The following is a 19013-nucleotide window of genomic DNA, read 5'->3' as shown; positions in this document are numbered from 1 at the left end:
TACAGGCTATTTTTCAACTGTTTTAATTATAAAATTGTTCAGTAAAGGAAAGCCTTATTTTTCGAATATTTTCGCCTTTTAAAAAAATGCCTTTTTACTAACTTCTTACAAAAGAAGTTTTTTGTCAAGCAAGAAGGTCTAAGAGTAATCTTCAATTAATTTACGGATTTCAGACATAATCATTTCTGTGGTTTCCTCCGCTGATGCCTTTCTTTCTCGAAGCTCTTTCATATCAATTGGTTTCCCGTAAACAACTTTTAATTTTGAAAAAGCTTTATAAGGACCAATAATGGCGCAGGGAACAACATGCGCTTCCGATCTGAGAGCAAAAAAACCTGCTCCGGCCAGCCCTTTTCCCAGCTGTCCCGTTTTACTCCTAGTACCCTCCGGGAACAGACCTAAAACATTTCCTTCTTTTAGAATTCCAAGACCTTTTCTTAACGCTTCCCTGTCACTCATTCCTCTTTTGACAGGAAAAGCATTTAGATGGGGAACAATTTTCCCTAGGACCGGAACATTAAAAAGCTCTTCTTTGGCCATGAAATATACTGGCCTAGGAGCATTAATGCCGACTACGGGAGGATCCAGATTATCTATATGATTAGAGCAAAGGAGAACCCCGCCTTCTTCCGGAAAGTTCTCCTTTCCGAATACTTCAAATCTGTAAATGGGTTTTAGAACCCCATAGACTGCCGCTTTGGCAAAAGCGTAGAGATTCACTTTGAACCAATCCTTTCAATAGCCAGATCCATTATCCTGTCGACTACCTGCCCAATTGACAATGAGGTTGTATCAATCTCCTTTGCATCAGCCGCTTTTTTTAATGGAGCTACTTCACGTTCAGAGTCCAGCTTGTCCCTAAGAGAGATTTCCTCCTTCAACTTGTCCAGGTCAGATGAATATCCCTTTTGGATATTTTCGTTATGCCGCCTTAGAGCTCTTTCATCGACAGAAGCCAGAAGGAAAACCTTCACTTCTGCATGGGGCAGGACATGAGTTCCGATATCCCGGCCATCCATTACCACTCCTCCATTTAAAGCAAAGCTTTGCTGGCGCGAAACCATTTCTTCCCTAACCAGCTTATGCATGGAAACAACGGAAACAGAATTTGTCACTTCGGAAGTTCTGATTTCATTTGTCACATCCTGGCCGTCCAGATAAATTAATTGCCCTTTTTCGCCTGGCTGCAGTTCAATAACTGTATTGTTTAAAATCTCCATAAGAGAGGCTTCATCTTCAAGGCTTGTATTTTTCTGAATTGCTTTATAAGTCAAGGCCCGATACATGGCACCAGTATCAATATATATGTAAGATAATTTCTCGGCCACGATCTTTGCTACTGTACTTTTCCCTGCAGCAGCTGGGCCGTCAATTGCGATTGATATACGTTTACTCATAGTTCCTCCTGTGTAACCCTGGCCGCTTTTTCTCCAGGTTCATTCCGCTTTATTTTAACATAATAAGTCTTCTTCAGTGCATAAATAAGCTGTATTTTAAGTCTTGCAAATTTTTAAAGCAGTTTTTAAAAATTTCACCACAAAAATAAGCAGGCGCCTGCCTGCTAATTATTTTTTCTGAAAGTTTCAAGCAGCTCAGTAAAATTCTGATCTGTGACACCTTCATACTGTGTCAGCTGCTTTAATTCCGGAAATGCATCCATATGATGAAAGAAAAATTGAGTGATCAGCAGGAAAATAAATTGTACTATTATTAATTTAAGAATAATCCTCTCCACCGTTTTCATCATGGCCATCTCTCCAACTGGAAATATAGAATCAATTCAATAGACTTCACCATCTATTATGAGAGATGAATATAAAAATTATTCCTTTATTCATATTTCCAGGCCTTTTTTCTTCATGGCCAATTGCCTTTCGAAACAAAAACGCAAAAGCAATTGCCTGTCCTGCGGGCTTACCTCCATAAATTGAACAGAAATTAGCGATTTGCCATTTCGGGGATCAGAGACTCTTATTACGTTACTTTTAAGTTTCAAATAATAATTGACACCGTTTTGCATGGCTAATACGAAATATGTAAGTATTTTCATATTGGCTTTTAAGGAACTGTCCATCTTAGCGATGATTGCAGCCCCGCCTGCACTTATATCATCCGTAACGGATACAAAAGGAGAGAACTCGTTATTTTCCGAATGGATTGCAACATCAACTGGTGTTTCTATCCGGACAAACTGCCGTCTTTGAATTTTCACTAAATGTTCATCCCCGGGATATGATAAAATCATCATCGGGATTTTTTTCTTAACTCTTCCTAGAACTTCGCTTTCAAAAAGATATACCGTTCCATCATCAGCTAAAAAGGTAGCCTTCAGCTGTGTACCATCGACCAGAAATGCAGTTTTATTCGTTTCCTGATTTATTGGATAATCAATATATAAGCTATTTCCTTCTCTTTCGGCAAGCTTACATTTATAATTTTCAGGTTTTTCGGAGTACGTCAATTCGAGCATCAATGCTTCACCAATATTTATCACACTTCCACACTTCCCCATAGTAAAAGGATAATCTTGTCATTTAATTATGAACGCTATATAAGAATCCTGCAATAACATTTTTGCTTCTTTTGAGCAAAAAGACCTAAAAAGAGAGAAAGCCTATCCGGCTTTCTCTACACTACATCTTCATATATTGGTTCTGCATTCTTAAGCTTTTCAACTTTTTCTTCCTGTCCTGTTTCTGCATTTATATAAATCCTGTAAGTATCTTCACCCAATGTGCCCATAAATTCATAACAGGAAACTTCCTGATTCAAATCGTTAATAATTATTGCACGCCTGTCTTCCATGACCTTCAACTGCGGATTCACCTTTGTTCTTGCCTCTTCCACAGTAATCGCAGGCTCTGGAATTTCACGCTGGTGATGAGATTTTAAATAATCTTCGGCAGAAAAAGCAGTCATCCCGCCATTGTCAAGCGCAATTTTCACACGAATGGAGTCCGGATAAATTCTTACACCCTCCTGATTCGAAACAAAGGTGAATACCCTAAATTGTCATATTGGGCACTCTCGAATAAATCCAGATCTTTAAAGCCATTGTCCTTTAGAAATTTAACTGCATTATTGCTTGCCTCATTAAGGCTTACTTTTTGTTTCGCCACTTTCCGGTCCAGGATATACCAGATTGGATAGCCGCCTTTTTTGGTAATATCCATGTTTGCTTCTTCATTTGTTTTCTTGTTTTGGATACTCACACTGAAAAACCCGTAATCAGATCCCTTGCCGTTTTCCGTTACTCTGATGTTCACATTCTTCCCCAGACCTGCATAGTGCTGACCGATACGTGCAGCTTCTTTTTTTGAAATTTCTTTGCCCTTCAGATATTTGTAGTTTTCATCCTTTTTCTGCATATTTACAAATGCAGGTCCAAAGTCTGTCTCTCCATAGCCTTCAACTGTTTTTTCCACTGTTTTAAAGCCATCTATAATGGTATTGTCTGCAGGTTCTTTATTGGACGCGAGAGCCATTTCCACATCCATCCATCTCAAGTTCTTTTCAAGAACCATATGCTGTACTTTACGTAAATCCTGCTGAACATCCGCAGATTGCTTATAAAGCTGTTTGAGCGTTTGGTATTCCTTTTCCGATAATGGCTCCTTCTCTAAATCTCTTACTGCTGTCCGATAACTGAAATCTCCGATATTGGATAAAAACTCTTCGGTTTTATTGAAAGGAAGAAGTGTTAGAGGCAGCTGACCTACGTCCGAGTGGGCTTCTGAAGTCAATCTCCATACTTCTGCCAATTCAGGTGAGAGTGAAGCTCTCGAATTCATCGCTAAAGTTGTTCCAATTTTGTCATGCAATAGGTCGACTTGATATGTTAAATCATGAAATGCTCTTTGATAATTATTTTCAGCATTAATGAGGATTGCATTTTTCTCCCGGTGTTCCTGATAACCCCAAAACGCTGTACCGGCAACACCCAGTGCAAGTATCCCAATAAGAATTCCTCTAAGCATGATAATTCACCCCTCTATTTACAGAATATATGTTTTCCAATCCGCTTGATTTGCGGCCGTGTCCAAATCCATCCGCTTGTAGCAGTATCCGGATTAAAATAATACAGCGCCTCTCCTGTCGGATCCCATCCATTAATCGCATCCAGTACTGCTTTTTTTGCCGTCTCATTAGGCGTTAGCCATATCTGTCCATCGGCAACAGCAGTAAAAGCACGAGGCTCAAAAATGACGCCAGAAACAGTGTTTGGGAATGAAGCACTGTTTACACGGTTTAAGATAACTGAAGCAACTGCCACCTGGCCTGTATACGGTTCCCCTCTTGACTCTCCATAGACTGCATTGGCCATTAGCTGGATATCGTTTTCCGAGAATCCATTCGGGACATTTGAAGCAGTGGGCTGTTTGGGAGCTTCCTGCTGCTGTGCTGTTCCCCCGTTGACCCTTGCTGAGGCTTAGTCTGTTTGTCAGTTTCCACCCCGCCATAATGGGTAAATTTATTGCCCTTATTGATTTGTTCCTTCACATACTGTTCATTATATTTAGATGCTTTCACGAGCTTGTTTTTTGTTTCCTGGCCTGCAAGCCCATCAATGGGAAGTCCAAATTCATATTGGAAGTTCCTAAGCGCCCAATAGGTTCCCCACCCAAAGACTCCATCGATCTTCCCGTTGTAAAAGCCTAAATACTGCAGACGTGATTGAAGTTCTATAACATCGTCACCTACAGCCCCGTGCTGAATCACCTGATTTGAAAAGGCATTGGCTTTTTCCATATTCCCGCTCAATGGAATTCCCAGAACACAAAGGGAGATTATGAGTAACACCTTTCCTGCCATAAATTTCTTTTTCATGGATTATAACCTCCAAAAGTCAATCTTTTATCATTGACTCTATTTTTTGTAGTCTCTGGCTTTTTATTCAATAACTTGAATCATTTATTAAGGTTGGCGGCAAATAAAAAAAAACCTCCATCAGGAATGGAGGGTTTTCTGTATTTCAAATTGATTATTCATATGCCTTACGCTATGAGCCCTTGCTTTTTTAACTTTTCTTAAGCCCAGCCACCAAAGGAAGATCATAAATGGAAACATGATAAACATCCAATGTTTTAGGGAAATGAGGATATAGTCGTAAATACCGTGAAGGAGAAAAGGTACAAGAAGTGAAAAGGCTATCCATTTTTTGTAGACGTTGCCGAGAATTTTCCTTTTCCTATATAATAGCCCATAATAACACCGAAGAGAGCATGACTGGAAACCGGGAGCAAGGCCCTCCCAAGTGCGTGTTCCACACCTAGCCCGATGAGATAGAAGATATTTTCTGCAGTAGCAAAGCCGAGTGATACCGAGGCACCATACACAATTCCATCATATGGTTCATCAAAGGTTACTTGCTGATAAATAGTATAGAATAATATAAACCATTTAAAGAATTCCTCCAGCATGCTTGATGATAAAAATGCATCCGCTAAACTGGACTGGAGCACCCCTTCAGCTTCTAAAACGTATTGGATAAACATGATGGGGAACACAAGCAAGGCACCAAACAAAAAAGTTTTAAAAACCATTGATATGGGTTCTGACTCATATTGATCTTTTAAATAAAAATAACTTAATAGTGCCAGTCCCGGCGCGATGCCAGCGGATAATATTCCCAGCATGAGCTGTCCTCTTTTCAATCTGTTTTCTTAATCGTATCATGATATAGAAAGAATTAAAATGATTATTCAAATATTGGAAAAGAAATATTCCGCATCATATTTATTTTTCAAAGCGAAAATTGGGGGATTAACATGGAGAAAAAAAGATACTAGTTATACACACAGGAGGCACCATTTCAATGAGCGAGGATGCAGCAACAGGTGCCGTAAAACCAACAGATAATAATCCATTAACGGAAAAAACAAAGGAACTTCTGTCCCTTGCAGAATTAATGGTTGAAGAGCCATTCCACCTTCCTTCACCGCATATTACGCCAAAGGAAATGCTTAAATTGAAGGAAATCATTGAAAACAGCCTTGCAAAGGAAGAGATTAGCGGCGTAGTGATTACTCATGGAACAGATACATTAGAAGAGACAGCCTATTTTTTGGACTTAAGTGTGAAAACACCCCTTCCGATCGTTGTAACAGGTGCAATGAGATCGAGTAATGAAATCGGTTCAGACGGACTTTACAACCTCATTTCTTCTATTCGTGTGGCTGCATGTGAAGAAGCAAAAGACAAAGGGGTCCTTGTCGTTTTAAATGATGAAATTCATACAGCAGAAAATGTTACAAAAACACATACGAGTAATGTCTCTACTTTCCAGAGCCCTCAGTATGGGCCAATTGGAATAGTCACAAAGAGAGGTGTATTATTCCATAATGCGCCGACAAATAGAGAATACTACCCTTTGGATACAGTTGAAAAAAAAGTCACACTCATTAAAGCTTTTGCCGGAATGGATTCTTCTTTGCTTCATGCGATAGGGAATTTAGATTTCGATGGTGTTGTTATCGAAGCACTTGGACAAGGTAATCTGCCCCCAGCCACAATTGAGGGCATTAAAACCCTTACTGGAAAAAACATTCCGATTGTATTGGTTTCCCGCTGCTTCAATGGAATTGCACAAGATGTATATGGTTATGACGGAGGCGGAAAACACCTCAAGGACATGGGGGTTATATTTTCAAATGGGCTTAATGGACAAAAAGCCAGAATTAAACTGTTAATTGGACTCGAAACACAGCAAAATATCGAAGAGATTTTTCAAATATAAATAAAAAGGCTGATCCGAAATGATCAGCCTTTGCCGTTTCCGCTCTCTTTTTCAATTATTGCTTTTGCTATTTGTCCGCCGTGAAATCTTCCATTTTCAATAAAAATTTCGTTGGCATTATTTCCTGCAGCTATTACACCTGCAATAAATATTCCAGGGACATTCGTTTCCATTGTTTCAGGGTTAAATTGAGGGCGCCCGGTTTCATCATTAATTTGAATCCCCATATTTCTTAAAAACCCATGATCAGGATGATAGCCAGTCATGGCAAACACAAAATCGTTCTTAATGTCAAAAGTTTTACCATCCACTGTATATAAAAGCTTATTTTCACTGATTTCGTTCACATGTGCATTGAATTCCATTTTAATCACGCCATTTTTCACTAAAGATTCAAACTCAGGCAGAATCCAGGGCTTTATGCTTGGTGAATATTCTGTTCCGCGATAGATCACTGTTACTCTTGCGCCTGCTTTTACCAGTTCGATTGCGGCATCAACGCTTGAGTTTTTCCCTCCGATAACTGCTACGTCTTTATCAAAAAACGGGTGAGCTTCTTTGAAATAGTGAAATACCTTTGCAAGATCCTCACCGGGAACTTTCATGTAATTGGGATTATCATAATAACCTGTAGCAATTATGACGTTTTTGACTGTATAATCCCTCTTGTCAGTTTGCACTTCAAATACTTCGGGATGTTTTTTTACTACATTTAAAACTTTTTCGTAAGCATTGACCTTAATGCCCTTTCTTTTCACCACTTCCCGGTAATACGTTAGCGCCTGGTTTCTCTTAGGCTTGTAATTTTCCGTTATGAAGGGCACCCCGCCGATTTCGAGTTTCTCACTTGTGCTGAAGAAAGTCTGGTGTGTCGGGTAGTTGTATATTGCATTTACGATATTGCCCTTTTCGATAACTAGGGGGTTTTTTCCTGCTTCCTGAAGGGCTATGGCAGCTGCCAGTCCGCAGGGCCCTCCCCAACAATAATAGCGTCTATATTCAAGATTCTCACTCCTTAAATGCCAAAACAAGTATTTCATGCTGCTGTCTATAAAAAATCTCCCATCAGTTTATGATAGGAGATTTTTTATGAATATTCAAATGTGGAGATTTACAGTTAAATCCACCCGCGGAATCTTGAAGCTTCCGCCATTTTTCTGACGCCTACCATATACGCAGCCAGACGCATATCGACACGGCGTGTTTGGGATGTCTGATAGATATTATCGAATGATTTAACCATGACTTTCTCAAGCTTCTCTTCTACTTCTTCTTCAGTCCAGTAATATCCCTGGTTATTTTGGACCCATTCGAAATAGGATACTGTTACACCGCCTGCAGAAGCCAGTACATCAGGGACTAGCAGGATTCCCCGCTCAGACAGAATCCGTGTTGCTTCCAAAGTAGTTGGACCATTGGCCGCCTCCACTACAATGCCAGCTCTTATGTTATGTGCATTTTCTTGTGTTATCTGGTTTTCTATGGCTGCCGGGACCAGAATATCGCAATCAAGTTCAAGCAGCTCTTTATTTGAAATTGTATCATTAAACAATTTGGTCACAGTACCGAAGCTGTCACGTCGATCTAAGAGGTAATCAATATCAAGGCCGTTCGGATCATATAACCCGCCATAAGCATCTGAAATACCAACAACCTTCGCACCTGCATCATGCATAAACTTTGAGAGGAAACTTCCAGCGTTTCCGAATCCCTGAACAACAACTCTTGCACCTTCAAGGTTAATGCCTTTTTTCTTGGCAGCTTCCCGAATGCAAATTGTAACCCCTTTAGCTGTCGCTGACTCCCGTCCATGTGAACCCCCAAGTACAAGTGGTTTACCGGTAATAAAGCCTGGGGAATTAAATTCATCAATCCGGCTGTATTCATCCATCATCCATGCCATGATCTGCGAGTTGGTAAATACATCAGGCGCAGGAATATCCTTAGTAGGACCTACAATTTGACTGATTGCCCGAACATATCCGCGGCTTAGCCGCTCTAACTCACCGAAGGACATATCGCGCGGGTCACAAACGATTCCGCCTTTGCCTCCGCCGTATGGAAGATCTACAATTCCGCATTTCAGGCTCATCCAAATTGACAGTGCCTTTACTTCCTTTTCAGTTACATTCGGGTGAAAACGAATACCGCCTTTAGTAGGACCAACAGCATCATTATGCTGGGCCCGGTAGCCAGTAAAGACTTTTACTGTTCCGTCATCCATCCGTACAGGAATTTTCACTGTCATCATACGAATTGGCTCTTTAAGAAGCTCATACACCTCATCAGAATAACCCAGCTTCCCTAAAGCCTTATGTATGACCGTTTGAGTCGACTTTAAAACGTCCAATTTTTCAGCTTTATTTGAATCAGTACCTTTCTCGGCTACCATTTGTAAACCTCCTAGAAAAATCACTTTCATTAGTTGTCCGCTTCCATGGAATAGTATACACCTTTGCCTAATTTATGCAAGAAGAATAATGCAGTTTTCCGCATTTTTTGATATTTTAATGAAAACGCTGTCAGCGTTGGTATTAAAGGGAATTTTCTGTTTACTCCCAGTACTCCTTTTCCCGCTGAAGGGCAAAAGAAACATCCTGTTCCTTTTGTAAAGAAACAGCGTTATATATAATATTATTGCAGCTGTTTGCCTATATTTGGTTTACCCAATTTTTATATAATTCATGAGCTATTAATGGAGATTCGTTGCTGGATGCAGCGAATGAAGATTGCAAAGAGTGACCTGCATAAAAAAAGAGGTTGGATCCCCTCTTTCACATTATGAGAAATATTCCACCAGCTTTTTTACAGCATTGGCTTCGATCAGCACTTTCCCATATTCCTGAATAACGTGAATGCTTGTAAAAGCCGAATCACCGTACTCAGCTAATATGGCAATTACCCGGTGAATATTTTCTCCCTCCAAATCTCTTGCATGATAAAAATACTTTTCTTTATAAAAGTATAGGCTTCCTTCCTCAACCTGCACGTTGTTCAGACTATTTGCCATTTGAATTACATCTTCAAAATCCCGGAATTCGAATAATATATCTTCACTGCCATCAACAGTTACCTGCATTTCAATAAAACCATCCTCAAGGAGCTCTTCATCCATCTGCTCCTCCATCGTAACAATCATCACCATTCCCTGCGCCTGCATGGAGAAAATCTCCACTGCTACTGAGCCCTGAATGTCTACACCGAATTCTTCACTTGCTTCTTCCAGCATTTCATGAAAAAGCTGATGCCATTTTAATGAATCCTTCAAGACATCTTCCTTAGTGAGTCCCCTATCATTCAAGTCATCTAAAGTGAGAAAGATTTTGATTTTATTATAATTCAAACGTTCTAAGCGCATTTTAAGCCCCCTGACCTGAACCAACTCTTTGGTTTAGTGTATGATATATTGCTTAGTTTGTGAGTCGTCTTTTTTTCTGTGACTAAAAAAAGAAAAGACCCGGCAATTTAACCGCCAGACCTTTTGTTTACAGGAGCCGTTCTTTAATCCATTTTTCCCATTCTTGCGGAGAACTGCCGGGTATAAACTGTTCATACTTCATTTTTTCTTCATTACTTAGGGAGTCAATGCCGAATCCCCCAATGCCTACATGGATGTTACCATAAGTCCCGGTAAGCCTCTCTGAAAGTTTAAGGGTTTCCGGCACATTGGACTTCATTGTACAAGACAGGAATAAAAACTTGGGTTTAACCACTCCAATTACAGTGTCAATATCTTCGTCAGCAATGCTTGTCCCCAGGTAAACAACCTCAAATCCTCTTCTCCGCAGGAATAACGTAAAAATTAAAAGTCCTAATTCGTGAGCTTCTCCAGGGCCGCAAACTGCTACTACCTTGGGCAGAACCCCGTTATGCGGAAAGGAATGCAGAATCATCCCTATTCTTGATCTTAATATGGACGAGGCAAAGTGCTCATGAGCACTGGTAATTTTCCCATTCTCCCATAGATGTCCAATTTCCACTAATAGAGAGCCTAGTATATCAATTAGGACTTTATCTATTGTGTAAAAACTAAAAGCCTGATTAATCAAATCATGCGCTTTCGATTCATTAAAATGAAGGAGAGCTTCAAGAAGCTCATTGGCAAGGGCACCCGACCGGTCTCCTTCCTTATCCATCTGAAGCGGCTCGGCATTTAATTCCTTGTTCTCCAGAAGGGAAACAGCCTGGCTGATGGAAAAGCCCTGATCTACTTTCCTGATCAGCCATTTTAATATTTTGATATGCTCTTCGGTGTATAGTCTGTGGCCGGATTCATTTCTCTTTGGAGCAACGATTTGATATCGCCTTTCCCACGCCCGTAAGGTTCCTGGCTGAATGCCGAGCATCTTAGAAACGGCCTTAATATTATATTTACCTTCTTCAGTTGCCATGCTAAAGCCCTCCCTTCAATGCTAATTAGCAAATATCGCTGGACAGCGATTAAATTTCAAAAATTATCCCTGCTTAAAAAGTATAAAAATGACCGTAAGAATTGTAAAATCTGGATGTGTTTTCATTTTGAAGCTAAGATATCAGTTTTTTTAAGGTGATGAAGTGAGTTTCAGACTTTGCCCCCAGCCTTAAAGGCACTCCAGTCGTACCATAGCCGTTGCTGATCAGAATTGTTGTTTGCGGCAGCACTTTTATCCGTCCCTTTTCATAAGGGCTATATCCCAAAATATGTATTTGTCCCCCATGCGTATGCCCGCTTAAGACAAGGCGAATATTTTGTTCTTTTTCTATACTATTAACGATTCGCGGATCATGGCTGACGAGAACCCGAAATCCATCAGAGCCTGCATCCTCAAGTGCAAGGTCGAGCCGATCCCTCTCTTTGCTGAGATCATCTGTACCCAGCAGGATAAAACGCTCACCTTCCGCAGATTCAAAGGCGAGGGCAGTGTTATCTAGAATTTTAACTCCGCATTCGAGGAGGAGGGCGTCGAGCTGATGGTAATCCACTTCATAATCATTGTTTCCCCACACGAAATAGACAGGCCCGCATTCCATCAAACTCAGCAGGTTTTTCTTTACTCTATCAAAAGGAACTCCTTTTTCCAAGAGATCACCGCCAATAATCACCAGATCAGGTTTCTTCTCTTTTATCTCCCCGATTATGGTTTCTGATACTGTCCTCCTATGAATATCAGAAATAAAAAAAAGCTTTATTTCACCAAAGCTTTCCGGAAATTCAGGAAAGGTAAGCTCTTTATATATAATTCTATCTGCAAATGCCTCCCTAAGCATAAACAAAAGTAAACCTGTACCGCCAATTAAGGTTAAAGCTATTAAGTATATCATAAATCCTCCTGCCATCAATCGCCTTTACTCAGTCTCCAGCAAAATTGAATTTCTTGAAATCTAAAGAAATAATACCATAGATTGCCGAAAAACAGAAAAGGGCAAACGCTTCCCATGGCGAAAGGACTGACAAAGTAAAAAAGCACCCCATCAGCAATAAGATCAGAACAGTCCCAAACAAAGCATTGCTTTCTTTCGATGACTTGATATTTTTAAAAATCCCGGCAGTCCGTTCAATGATCATCCTAATGATTTCTGCGTTGGCTATAAAGGAGATAAGAAAAAAAGTCATTCCCAGAACAAAACCTGCAGGCTCGAGCACAAAAATCACAATCATATCTGAAATGCCCATGGGAATAGACACCGGAAAAAATTTTATATATAAAATGCCGCCAATAAAGCCTGTCACCAGCTTCAGCAAAATAATAAACAATAAAAATCCCTCCCATACAGAGTGTATGAGAAGGATTTATTTTGTTGACTATATATACATTAATCTTCTGTAATATCCAGAACACGGAAACCTGATTTTTCAAGCCGGCTGATGAACTTATCCATATTATCATTTTTCTCTACTTTCATCACAATGCGGCGGACCAGCTTGTCTGTTTCATCAAAAGTAACAAGAGATATGATGTGTTCATGGAAATAATGGGCGATTTCGGCCAAACGGGCAATTCGCCCTTCTGCTTCCACAGAGGTAAACGCAATCCTGACACCGGGTTTATTCGTCCCGAAAGCAGATTGAAATTGAGCCAGAACATCAAAACGGGTGACGATCCCCAGGAATTTACGGTTTTCGCCCAAAACAGCAAGTAAAGGAAAATCCTTTAAATCCAGCAGTGTTTTTTCAAAAATTTCATTTCCCTGCAAATATTGCTCCTGATGTGTGGCAATATCTTTTACGAGTGTTCCTCTAAGAAACTCTTCCTTTGATTTTCCTGATAAAAAGAAGTTCTCATATATTCCATACCTGGTAATTATGCCGGCATATTGATCTCCATCCAACACAGGAAGTCCATCGATCTGGTTGTCCTCAAGCAAATCCAGAGCATCTTTCAATGCTTCATCCTGTCCGATTGTTTTACAGTTATGCTTCGGAATCATAATACTTTTCACAAACATTGCCATCACCTCAAAAGTAATATTAATTAGACCTACCATTTATTTCGCCATTTATTCAACTTTTCCCTCTTTTTATTGGAGTAAACGATCATAAAACCACTGTGGATCTCATAAGTTTCAATGACGCATAAAAAGGAGGGATTATGATGAATACACTCCGTAAGACCTGGCACCCATATGTTAGCCCCTTTGACCCCTGCACTCCAATTAAGGTCAAAACTTATTCCACACCTCCGAACCTTTATATGGGATTTCAGCCGCCGGGACTGGAACAATTTACACCAATGCAGGCCTTAAAAACAGGAACTCTGTGGAAGGCTTTCTATGATCCATGGTACAGTCCCTATGAAAAAGCCAGGGAGGGACAGCAGTGATGAAACAATTACCCGCAGATTATTACCAGCTTCTTGAACAGCTTCAGGCTGTAGACTTTGTACTTGTTGAGCTGACTTTATACCTTGATACGCACAATAATGATACAGAAGCCATTAAGCAATTCAACCATTACGCAAAAGAACGGAAAAAGCTGAGAAATGCCATTGAAAGCAAATATGGTCCATTAATGCAATTTGGCCACAGCTATTCGGGACAGCCATGGAATTGGGATGATCCCCCGTGGCCATGGCAGGTATAAATTGATTTTCAGGCGCCTTCTTAATATGGAGGCGCTCAAGGCTTACTAACGGACTTCCAAAGGAGGCTGAGAATAAAATGTGGGTTTATGAAAAGAAACTGCAATATCCGGTGAAGGTGAGCACTTGCAATCCTAAACTGGCAAAGTATCTAATTGAACAATATGGGGGTGCGGACGGAGAACTTGCTGCCGCTCTAAGATATTTAAACCAGCGTTATACTATTCCGGATAAGGTCATTGGACTTCTTACAGATATTGGAACAGAGGAATTTGCACATCTGGAAATGATCGCTACAATGATTTATAAATTAACGAAGGATGCTACGCCTGATCAAATGAAGGCTGCAGGCCTGGATGCCCATTATGCTAACCATGATAATGCCCTGTTTTATCATAATGCTGCAGGTGTGCCTTGGACAGCTTCTTATATCCAGGCAAAAGGGGATCCAATAGCAGATTTATACGAAGATATCGCCGCAGAAGAGAAAGCAAGGGCAACCTATCAGTGGATAATAAATATGAGTGATGATCCGGATCTAAATGACGGACTCCGTTTTTTAAGAGAAAGAGAGATCATCCACTCCCAGCGCTTCAGAGAAGCCGTTGAGATTCTAAAGGAAGAACGGGATAAAAAGAAATTCTTCTAAATACTTAACAAAAAGAAGCAGGCAGGCTGCTTCTTTTTTCATTTGTTCTCATGATAAAGGTTAATATCATAATTTTTTTTCATCATTTCGAAAACGTTATGGCGATTTTTCCATTCATCTTCTTTTTTCCAGAGATCTTTACTCTTATCAATTATTTCACACCTTAGTGCATGAAATTCTTTTTCTGCTTTATCTCTTTTTTCTCTCAGAAGATTCATAAACCCATAAACGCCAACCGTAAAAACAAGTAAATAGAAATTAGCAGACTGTTTGACAAAAGCCGAAAACATTGATGCAAACGAGTAAGAGTAAGGCTGCATAACACTTTTATAAAGATAAAAAAAGAATAAAAAGGATATAAAAACGGTCGCCCACATGGCAATTAAATGCCAGGACTTGAATCGATCAAACTTTTGTTTTCTCTCCACAACTTTCTCAAGCATTTTTCTTGTTGCCTGGTCTGTACGTTCGTCAAGCATTCTAATCGGCGATTCCAAAAACGCTCCCTCCCTTTCATAACAATGTATGAGCTCGTACATTGTTCTATGACTGGGAGATAAGAAAGCAAATGGTCTTAGACTCTTTTAGTGCTCAAGCGGGATTTTTAATACCTGGCCCGTTTGTATTTCATTTGACGACAAATTGTTGGCTTGCTTTATTATTTCAATTCCGGATTGGGATTTATAATAGGTCATGGCAATTCTAAAGATTGTTTCCTTTGGTTTAACCGTATGGTAGACAACTTTGCCTTCCTTTTTTAATTCATCCTGTGTTCCGTCAGTTTTCGACGAGTCTGTACTATCAGGAGCTGTTTGCCGGGCTTGCTTTTCGGATGCGGACTCAGAACCTTTATCTTCTTCATCAGGCTTTTCTGAAGTCTGTTTTTCCTGCTGGTCGCTGTCTGCTTCTTTTTCTTGTGACTCTTCAGCTTTTTTAGCTTGTTCAGGTTTCTCAGTTTCCTGCTCTTCGCTTACTTCTATGGTTGTCCCTTCATCTTCATCATTTGTAGCAAAAACGACCGTTTCAGAACCAATTTCTTCAGATTCTGCATTTAACCCGGTATTGATGCTTTTATCACTGCTTACATATTGATAAATGCTGAAGATGGTAATCGGGAGCAGGATAAAAAATAAAGCCAGCAAGCGTATAACAGGGTACTTAACTCTCCATTTATTTTTTTTCCTTTTTTCCTGATGTATACGGCTCCGCGGCGGCAAAGCGGATTTTTGCCCGCTGTCTCCCGTTTCCTGTTTTCTGTCAATCCTCTTGCGGAGTCTTTCAGCCTGATCTCTATATGGGTCTTCTTTACTCATGTTTCATCCCTTCCTGTAAAAAAAATCATAAGAAGTTTATTTAACACTGCTGTTATCTATTGTTCATTGCCTATTCCTCTTTTGATTTTTTCAGGTACCTTTTTCGAATAAGGATACCCAGAAGAAAATCAATCAGAAAATGCATAACAATCGTAACAAGCAAATTATTGGATATATGATAAATATAACCTATAAAAAAGCTTAATGTAATAATATTTACAAACAAAAACCAATTAAAAAGATATCGATAATGAACAAGTGCAAAAATAAGACTGGAGATTGCAAGTCCAAAATGAGTCTGAATGACACCTCTGAACAGAAATTCCTCGCTTATTGCCACCACTGCTGCAATAAAAGCAATATGAAGAATATGGCGGTTTTGAAAAATTTTCTTATTTAACCCTCCGTCATCATACATTTCCTCAGGGAGGAGCTTCATCAAGATAATATCAATCAGGAAAACAGCCAATCCTGCCGCTGCCCCAATGACAAGAATATTAATATCATCAAGTACAAAAAGAGCCTTGAATTCCTCAAAACTGTTAAATAATATAATACTAAGGATGAAAGCAATGGCTAAAATAAGCACCTGAGTAAGATAAAGATGGAATAATAGTTCCTTATCAGTTAATTCCTTAATGATGTCCTCGTATTTTTTCTTCAATTCGGTTCACTCACTTGGAATCAGGAGGTATTCTAAATGATTCTTCCAATCATAATGCATACTATCCTGATTATCTGATTTTGTGCTTCTTATGAATTCATCCAATTGCAAACCGCATATATCACAGCAGTATTGGACCGGGATATTTTTTTCCTCATCAAAAAAGGAAAGTATATTTTCTCTCCGGCAATTTTTATGGTGTATCCACCCATACATTTCCTCAATGCTATTTATTTTCAATTTGATTCTGCCTTCGCAGTACCCATTCATTTCCTGCAGAATCCTTTTATACCCTAGTCCGGATTTGGCTTTCCGTTCAAAAAAATCATAAAATATTCTCCACTGAATTTCTGTTAAACCGGAAAGCTGTTTAATTTGTTCTTCATAAGCACTGATATTCGTAATCACATTCGGGTTTTCTTCCAGCCAGCCGCTGATCCAATCAATTTGAGACTTGTCAGGAAATTCATTTTCTGCAATTTGTATGGGAAGCTGCTCATCACCGGGTGTATAGAGCATAATAGCTATACTTTGTTTTCCATCTCTTCCTGCCCGTCCTATTTCCTGCAAATAAGATTCAATCTGAAGAGGCATATGAAAGTGTATCACATACCGGATGTTATCTTTATTAATGCCCATGCCAAAGGCGCTTGTAGCGCAAATAAGATCGAGCTGCCCATGGATAAACTGCTGCTGCACAAGGATGCGGCTTTCCTGGTCCATTCCCCCATGATAAGCCATCACTCTTTTGGCTCCATTTCCCCTCAGCATATCGGCTGTTTGTTCAGCCATTTTTTTGCTGGAAAAATATATAATGCCAGGACCCTCAAGGCTCTCAGCAAGCTCCACAAGCCTCTTTGTTTTTACACGGAAATTTTCTGCCTTTTCTACAGTCAGCGCTATATTAGGACGGTCAACCGAATAAATAAATTCGCTGCAGTCCAGTATGCCGAGTGACTTTTTTATATCTGTTTTAACCTCATGCGTAGCTGTGGCAGTTAAAGCGAGTGTAACCGGGTTCCCTATCTTTTGCCTCACTTCGCCAAGCTTTAAATAATCAGGCCTGAAATCATATCCCCATTGGGAGATACAATGAGCTTCATCAACAACAAATAAAGCGATGCGCAATTTTTTCAGCTGAGATTGTACTGATTCATAGTAAAGCATTTCGGGTGAAATAAAGATAAACTTATACTGATTCAGATTAGTTAATGCCTGTTTTTTTTCAAAACGGGATAGAAAAGAATTGAATGCTATCACCTTTTTTTCCCCATTCATCATAAGCTGCTCCGCCTGATCCTGCATCAGGGACAGCAAAGGAGAAATAATAATCACCTGGCCTTCAATCATATATCCCGGCAGCTGATAACAAAGGGATTTACCCGTACCTGTAGGGAGCATGGCAACAGTATTTCTGCCTGCGAGCACGGATTCAATGATTTCTTTTTGTCCAGGTCTGAAGGCAGAATATCCAAATTTTCTTTCCAAAAGTTCGTCCAATCTCATTGTCCCTCTCCAAGCTTTGCCATTACTAATCTGATTTCAAAATAATCGGATTCAGGCACTATTTGACGTATTTGCTTTAATTGCATTGAATCAGCACGATTGGCTGCATAAAGAATCAGCTTCTGTTTTTCCTTCGAGACGTAAGGTGTGATATTAAACCGGCTGTCGTTTAATGCTACTTCCACAACATGATCCTCAATAGTACTTTTTTTCAATCTTCTCATTTTAGCAATAGCATCCAAATCCAGTCCCTGTTTTAACATTGTGTAAGTCTTTTGGGCAGACAATGTTAGCTGAACTTCATTTCCTGCATCGCTCACGATCTTATTGATAAGCGGATATTCGGCAGAATTATCTCTTACGCTTGCCAATATATGATGAATAGCTCCAAGGAACTGATGGTGGTAATAATCCTGGCTGATTCCAAGCTGTTCAGAAGCTTGAACAGCTGTGAGGCCAATGCGGTTATAGCCTGTCATCCTCAATGTCAGCACAGCAGGATTAATATCACTCAGCTCTTCAAGGCACTGACCCAGTTCCCTGTACAGCATAACCCCAACTTCATCGCGGGCAAATCCAGATGTTCCCAGAAAGTCTTTCAGCCATTCATGAATATCTCTTTTTCTTTGGATAGGAAGGTACTTTACATTGTTATTATTCAAGTGTGATATTACCTGAATTAAAAGCGTAATCCTCTCCCAAAACAATTCACTTGTACTATGATACAGCCATCCGTTTAATGATGAAGGTATTGGACATTCTAAAAGAGATCTTTCGAGCTCTTTCTTCCCTTCTGCAGTTAAAATGTAATGCTTTTCATCAATGGCAGTCATCCAGCTGCTGCTTAGGATTTCTTCTGCAAGTTGGTCCAGTACTCCCCTGCTTAAATTTCCAAATGTACGAAAAAACGGGGTTAGTTGAAATAGATGAGCATCTTGGATCGTCTGGGAAGACTTTTTTCCATTCAGCAAATGTAAAATGGAATAGATAGTTCTTTGTCCCTGCAATTCGTTAATACAGTACATTATTACAGATTTCAAATAAGGTCTTTGCATTATGTTCACCTTACGGCTTAAGATTTTTTATT

At 39.7% G+C, this 19013-nt stretch carries 20 protein-coding genes and 3 pseudogenes; 4 read left to right on the top strand and 19 right to left on the bottom strand.

Translation table 11 applies throughout. The annotated features are described in order from the left end of the window. Positions 1 to 138: 138 nt before the first annotated feature. The 7 genes and pseudogenes from LLY41_RS07665 to prsW form a co-directional block, all read right to left on the bottom strand. Positions 139 to 720, bottom strand: coding sequence for a lysophospholipid acyltransferase family protein (locus LLY41_RS07665; RefSeq protein ID WP_304587353.1), 582 nt, complete (start codon positions 718 to 720; stop codon positions 139 to 141). Further along, complete coding sequence (gene cmk / locus LLY41_RS07660; RefSeq protein WP_095244702.1) at positions 717 to 1397, bottom strand: (d)CMP kinase; 681 nt, start codon at positions 1395 to 1397, stop codon at positions 717 to 719. Before cmk ends, LLY41_RS07665 begins: the two co-directional genes overlap by 4 nt. A gap of 164 nt (positions 1398 to 1561) precedes the next feature. After that, entirely contained in the window at positions 1562 to 1747 is a 186-nt protein-coding gene (locus LLY41_RS07655) for a YpfB family protein (protein ID WP_370460250.1), read from the bottom strand. Positions 1748 to 1834: 87 nt separating this feature from the next. After that, positions 1835 to 2494 carry a flagellar brake protein gene (locus tag LLY41_RS07650; protein WP_304587351.1) on the bottom strand — a complete coding sequence of 220 codons (660 nt, stop codon included), beginning with the start codon at positions 2492 to 2494 and terminating at the stop codon, positions 1835 to 1837. Positions 2495 to 2628: 134 nt separating this feature from the next. After that, a pseudogene (ypeB, locus tag LLY41_RS07645) lies at positions 2629 to 3977 on the bottom strand (germination protein YpeB). Positions 3978 to 3991: 14 nt separating this feature from the next. Then, a pseudogene (sleB, locus tag LLY41_RS07640) lies at positions 3992 to 4749 on the bottom strand (spore cortex-lytic enzyme). Positions 4750 to 4947: 198 nt separating this feature from the next. After that, a pseudogene (gene prsW / locus LLY41_RS07635) lies at positions 4948 to 5636 on the bottom strand (glutamic-type intramembrane protease PrsW). A gap of 146 nt (positions 5637 to 5782) precedes the next feature. On the opposite strand from prsW, the gene LLY41_RS07630 reads away from it, so the two are divergent. Beyond that, the gene (locus LLY41_RS07630) at positions 5783 to 6736 is read left to right on the top strand and encodes an asparaginase (RefSeq protein WP_304588015.1); all 954 of its coding nucleotides are present in this window, start codon (positions 5783 to 5785) and stop codon (positions 6734 to 6736) included. A 23-nt stretch (positions 6737 to 6759) separates the two neighbouring features. On the opposite strand, the gene LLY41_RS07625 is transcribed toward LLY41_RS07630, so the two are convergent. From LLY41_RS07625 to LLY41_RS07595, 7 genes are all read right to left on the bottom strand, one after another. Continuing rightward, positions 6760 to 7767, bottom strand: a complete 1008-nt coding sequence (locus tag LLY41_RS07625) for a YpdA family putative bacillithiol disulfide reductase (RefSeq protein WP_304587349.1) — start codon at positions 7765 to 7767, stop codon at positions 6760 to 6762. Between the two features lie 86 nt (positions 7768 to 7853). Continuing rightward, positions 7854 to 9128 (bottom strand): Glu/Leu/Phe/Val family dehydrogenase, encoded by a 1275-nt coding sequence (locus LLY41_RS07620; protein ID WP_095244709.1) that lies wholly within the window; start codon positions 9126 to 9128, stop codon positions 7854 to 7856. A gap of 387 nt (positions 9129 to 9515) precedes the next feature. Further along, a complete protein-coding gene (locus tag LLY41_RS07615) occupies positions 9516 to 10094 on the bottom strand; it encodes a genetic competence negative regulator (protein ID WP_095244710.1) in 579 nt (192 codons plus the stop codon). A gap of 127 nt (positions 10095 to 10221) precedes the next feature. Next, the gene (locus LLY41_RS07610) at positions 10222 to 11127 is read right to left on the bottom strand and encodes a MerR family transcriptional regulator (RefSeq protein WP_304587347.1); all 906 of its coding nucleotides are present in this window, start codon (positions 11125 to 11127) and stop codon (positions 10222 to 10224) included. Between the two features lie 133 nt (positions 11128 to 11260). Beyond that, a complete protein-coding gene (locus LLY41_RS07605; RefSeq protein ID WP_095244712.1) occupies positions 11261 to 12037 on the bottom strand; it encodes a metallophosphoesterase in 777 nt (258 codons plus the stop codon). Positions 12038 to 12065: 28 nt separating this feature from the next. Further along, positions 12066 to 12470 (bottom strand): hypothetical protein, encoded by a 405-nt coding sequence (locus LLY41_RS07600; RefSeq protein ID WP_095244713.1) that lies wholly within the window; start codon positions 12468 to 12470, stop codon positions 12066 to 12068. A 59-nt stretch (positions 12471 to 12529) separates the two neighbouring features. Continuing rightward, positions 12530 to 13162 carry a CBS domain-containing protein gene (locus LLY41_RS07595; protein ID WP_095244714.1) on the bottom strand — a complete coding sequence of 211 codons (633 nt, stop codon included), beginning with the start codon at positions 13160 to 13162 and terminating at the stop codon, positions 12530 to 12532. Positions 13163 to 13308: 146 nt separating this feature from the next. Between LLY41_RS07595 and LLY41_RS07590 the strand changes: the two genes are divergently transcribed. From LLY41_RS07590 to cotJC, 3 genes are all read left to right on the top strand, one after another. After that, positions 13309 to 13536, top strand: a complete 228-nt coding sequence (locus LLY41_RS07590; protein WP_076260414.1) for a spore coat associated protein CotJA — start codon at positions 13309 to 13311, stop codon at positions 13534 to 13536. Then, entirely contained in the window at positions 13536 to 13796 is a 261-nt protein-coding gene (locus LLY41_RS07585) for a spore coat protein CotJB (RefSeq protein WP_048008141.1), read from the top strand. Before LLY41_RS07590 ends, LLY41_RS07585 begins: the two co-directional genes overlap by 1 nt. A gap of 77 nt (positions 13797 to 13873) precedes the next feature. After that, entirely contained in the window at positions 13874 to 14443 is a 570-nt protein-coding gene (cotJC, locus tag LLY41_RS07580) for a spore coat protein CotJC (RefSeq protein WP_061792468.1), read from the top strand. A gap of 38 nt (positions 14444 to 14481) precedes the next feature. Here the strand turns inward: cotJC and LLY41_RS07575 are convergent, their stop codons facing one another. The 5 genes from LLY41_RS07575 to LLY41_RS07555 form a co-directional block, all read right to left on the bottom strand. Next, positions 14482 to 14940, bottom strand: a complete 459-nt coding sequence (locus LLY41_RS07575) for a YpbF family protein (RefSeq protein WP_076260412.1) — start codon at positions 14938 to 14940, stop codon at positions 14482 to 14484. Positions 14941 to 15027: 87 nt separating this feature from the next. After that, positions 15028 to 15756: a LysM peptidoglycan-binding domain-containing protein gene (locus tag LLY41_RS07570; protein WP_304587343.1), complete on the bottom strand. Its 729-nt coding sequence runs from the start codon at positions 15754 to 15756 to the stop codon at positions 15028 to 15030. A 70-nt stretch (positions 15757 to 15826) separates the two neighbouring features. After that, positions 15827 to 16420: a CPBP family intramembrane glutamic endopeptidase gene (locus LLY41_RS07565; RefSeq protein ID WP_304587342.1), complete on the bottom strand. Its 594-nt coding sequence runs from the start codon at positions 16418 to 16420 to the stop codon at positions 15827 to 15829. Positions 16421 to 16426: 6 nt separating this feature from the next. Continuing rightward, positions 16427 to 17926, bottom strand: a complete 1500-nt coding sequence (locus LLY41_RS07560) for a RecQ family ATP-dependent DNA helicase (RefSeq protein WP_304587341.1) — start codon at positions 17924 to 17926, stop codon at positions 16427 to 16429. After that, positions 17923 to 18981 (bottom strand): YpbB family protein, encoded by a 1059-nt coding sequence (locus LLY41_RS07555; protein WP_304587340.1) that lies wholly within the window; start codon positions 18979 to 18981, stop codon positions 17923 to 17925. Before LLY41_RS07555 ends, LLY41_RS07560 begins: the two co-directional genes overlap by 4 nt. Between the last annotated feature and the right edge of the window lie 32 nt (positions 18982 to 19013).

The sequence above is a fragment of the Cytobacillus firmus genome (genome assembly GCF_023612095.1).
GTDB lineage: Bacteria > Bacillota > Bacilli > Bacillales > Cytobacillaceae > Cytobacillus.
The sequence above is the reverse complement of the archived record's forward strand: the minus strand, read 5'-3'. Positions and strand labels throughout refer to the sequence as shown.

What these genes read in the sequence shown, in the direction of transcription:
- cmk (WP_095244702.1), bottom strand. Translation starts at nt 1,397, where the DNA reads ATGAGTAAACGTATATCAATCGCAATTGACGGCCCAGCTGCTGCAGGG.
- LLY41_RS07655 (WP_370460250.1), bottom strand. Translation starts at nt 1,747, where the DNA reads ATGATGAAAACGGTGGAGAGGATTATTCTTAAATTAATAATAGTACAA.
- LLY41_RS07620 (WP_095244709.1), bottom strand. Translation starts at nt 9,128, where the DNA reads ATGGTAGCCGAGAAAGGTACTGATTCAAATAAAGCTGAAAAATTGGAC.
- LLY41_RS07615 (WP_095244710.1), bottom strand. Translation starts at nt 10,094, where the DNA reads ATGCGCTTAGAACGTTTGAATTATAATAAAATCAAAATCTTTCTCACT.
- LLY41_RS07610 (WP_304587347.1), bottom strand. Translation starts at nt 11,127, where the DNA reads ATGGCAACTGAAGAAGGTAAATATAATATTAAGGCCGTTTCTAAGATG.
- LLY41_RS07605 (WP_095244712.1), bottom strand. Translation starts at nt 12,037, where the DNA reads ATGATATACTTAATAGCTTTAACCTTAATTGGCGGTACAGGTTTACTT.
- LLY41_RS07595 (WP_095244714.1), bottom strand. Translation starts at nt 13,162, where the DNA reads ATGTTTGTGAAAAGTATTATGATTCCGAAGCATAACTGTAAAACAATC.
- LLY41_RS07590 (WP_076260414.1), top strand. Translation starts at nt 13,309, where the DNA reads ATGAATACACTCCGTAAGACCTGGCACCCATATGTTAGCCCCTTTGAC.
- LLY41_RS07585 (WP_048008141.1), top strand. Translation starts at nt 13,536, where the DNA reads ATGAAACAATTACCCGCAGATTATTACCAGCTTCTTGAACAGCTTCAG.
- cotJC (WP_061792468.1), top strand. Translation starts at nt 13,874, where the DNA reads ATGTGGGTTTATGAAAAGAAACTGCAATATCCGGTGAAGGTGAGCACT.
- LLY41_RS07570 (WP_304587343.1), bottom strand. Translation starts at nt 15,756, where the DNA reads ATGAGTAAAGAAGACCCATATAGAGATCAGGCTGAAAGACTCCGCAAG.
- LLY41_RS07560 (WP_304587341.1), bottom strand. Translation starts at nt 17,926, where the DNA reads ATGAGATTGGACGAACTTTTGGAAAGAAAATTTGGATATTCTGCCTTC.
- LLY41_RS07555 (WP_304587340.1), bottom strand. Translation starts at nt 18,981, where the DNA reads ATGCAAAGACCTTATTTGAAATCTGTAATAATGTACTGTATTAACGAA.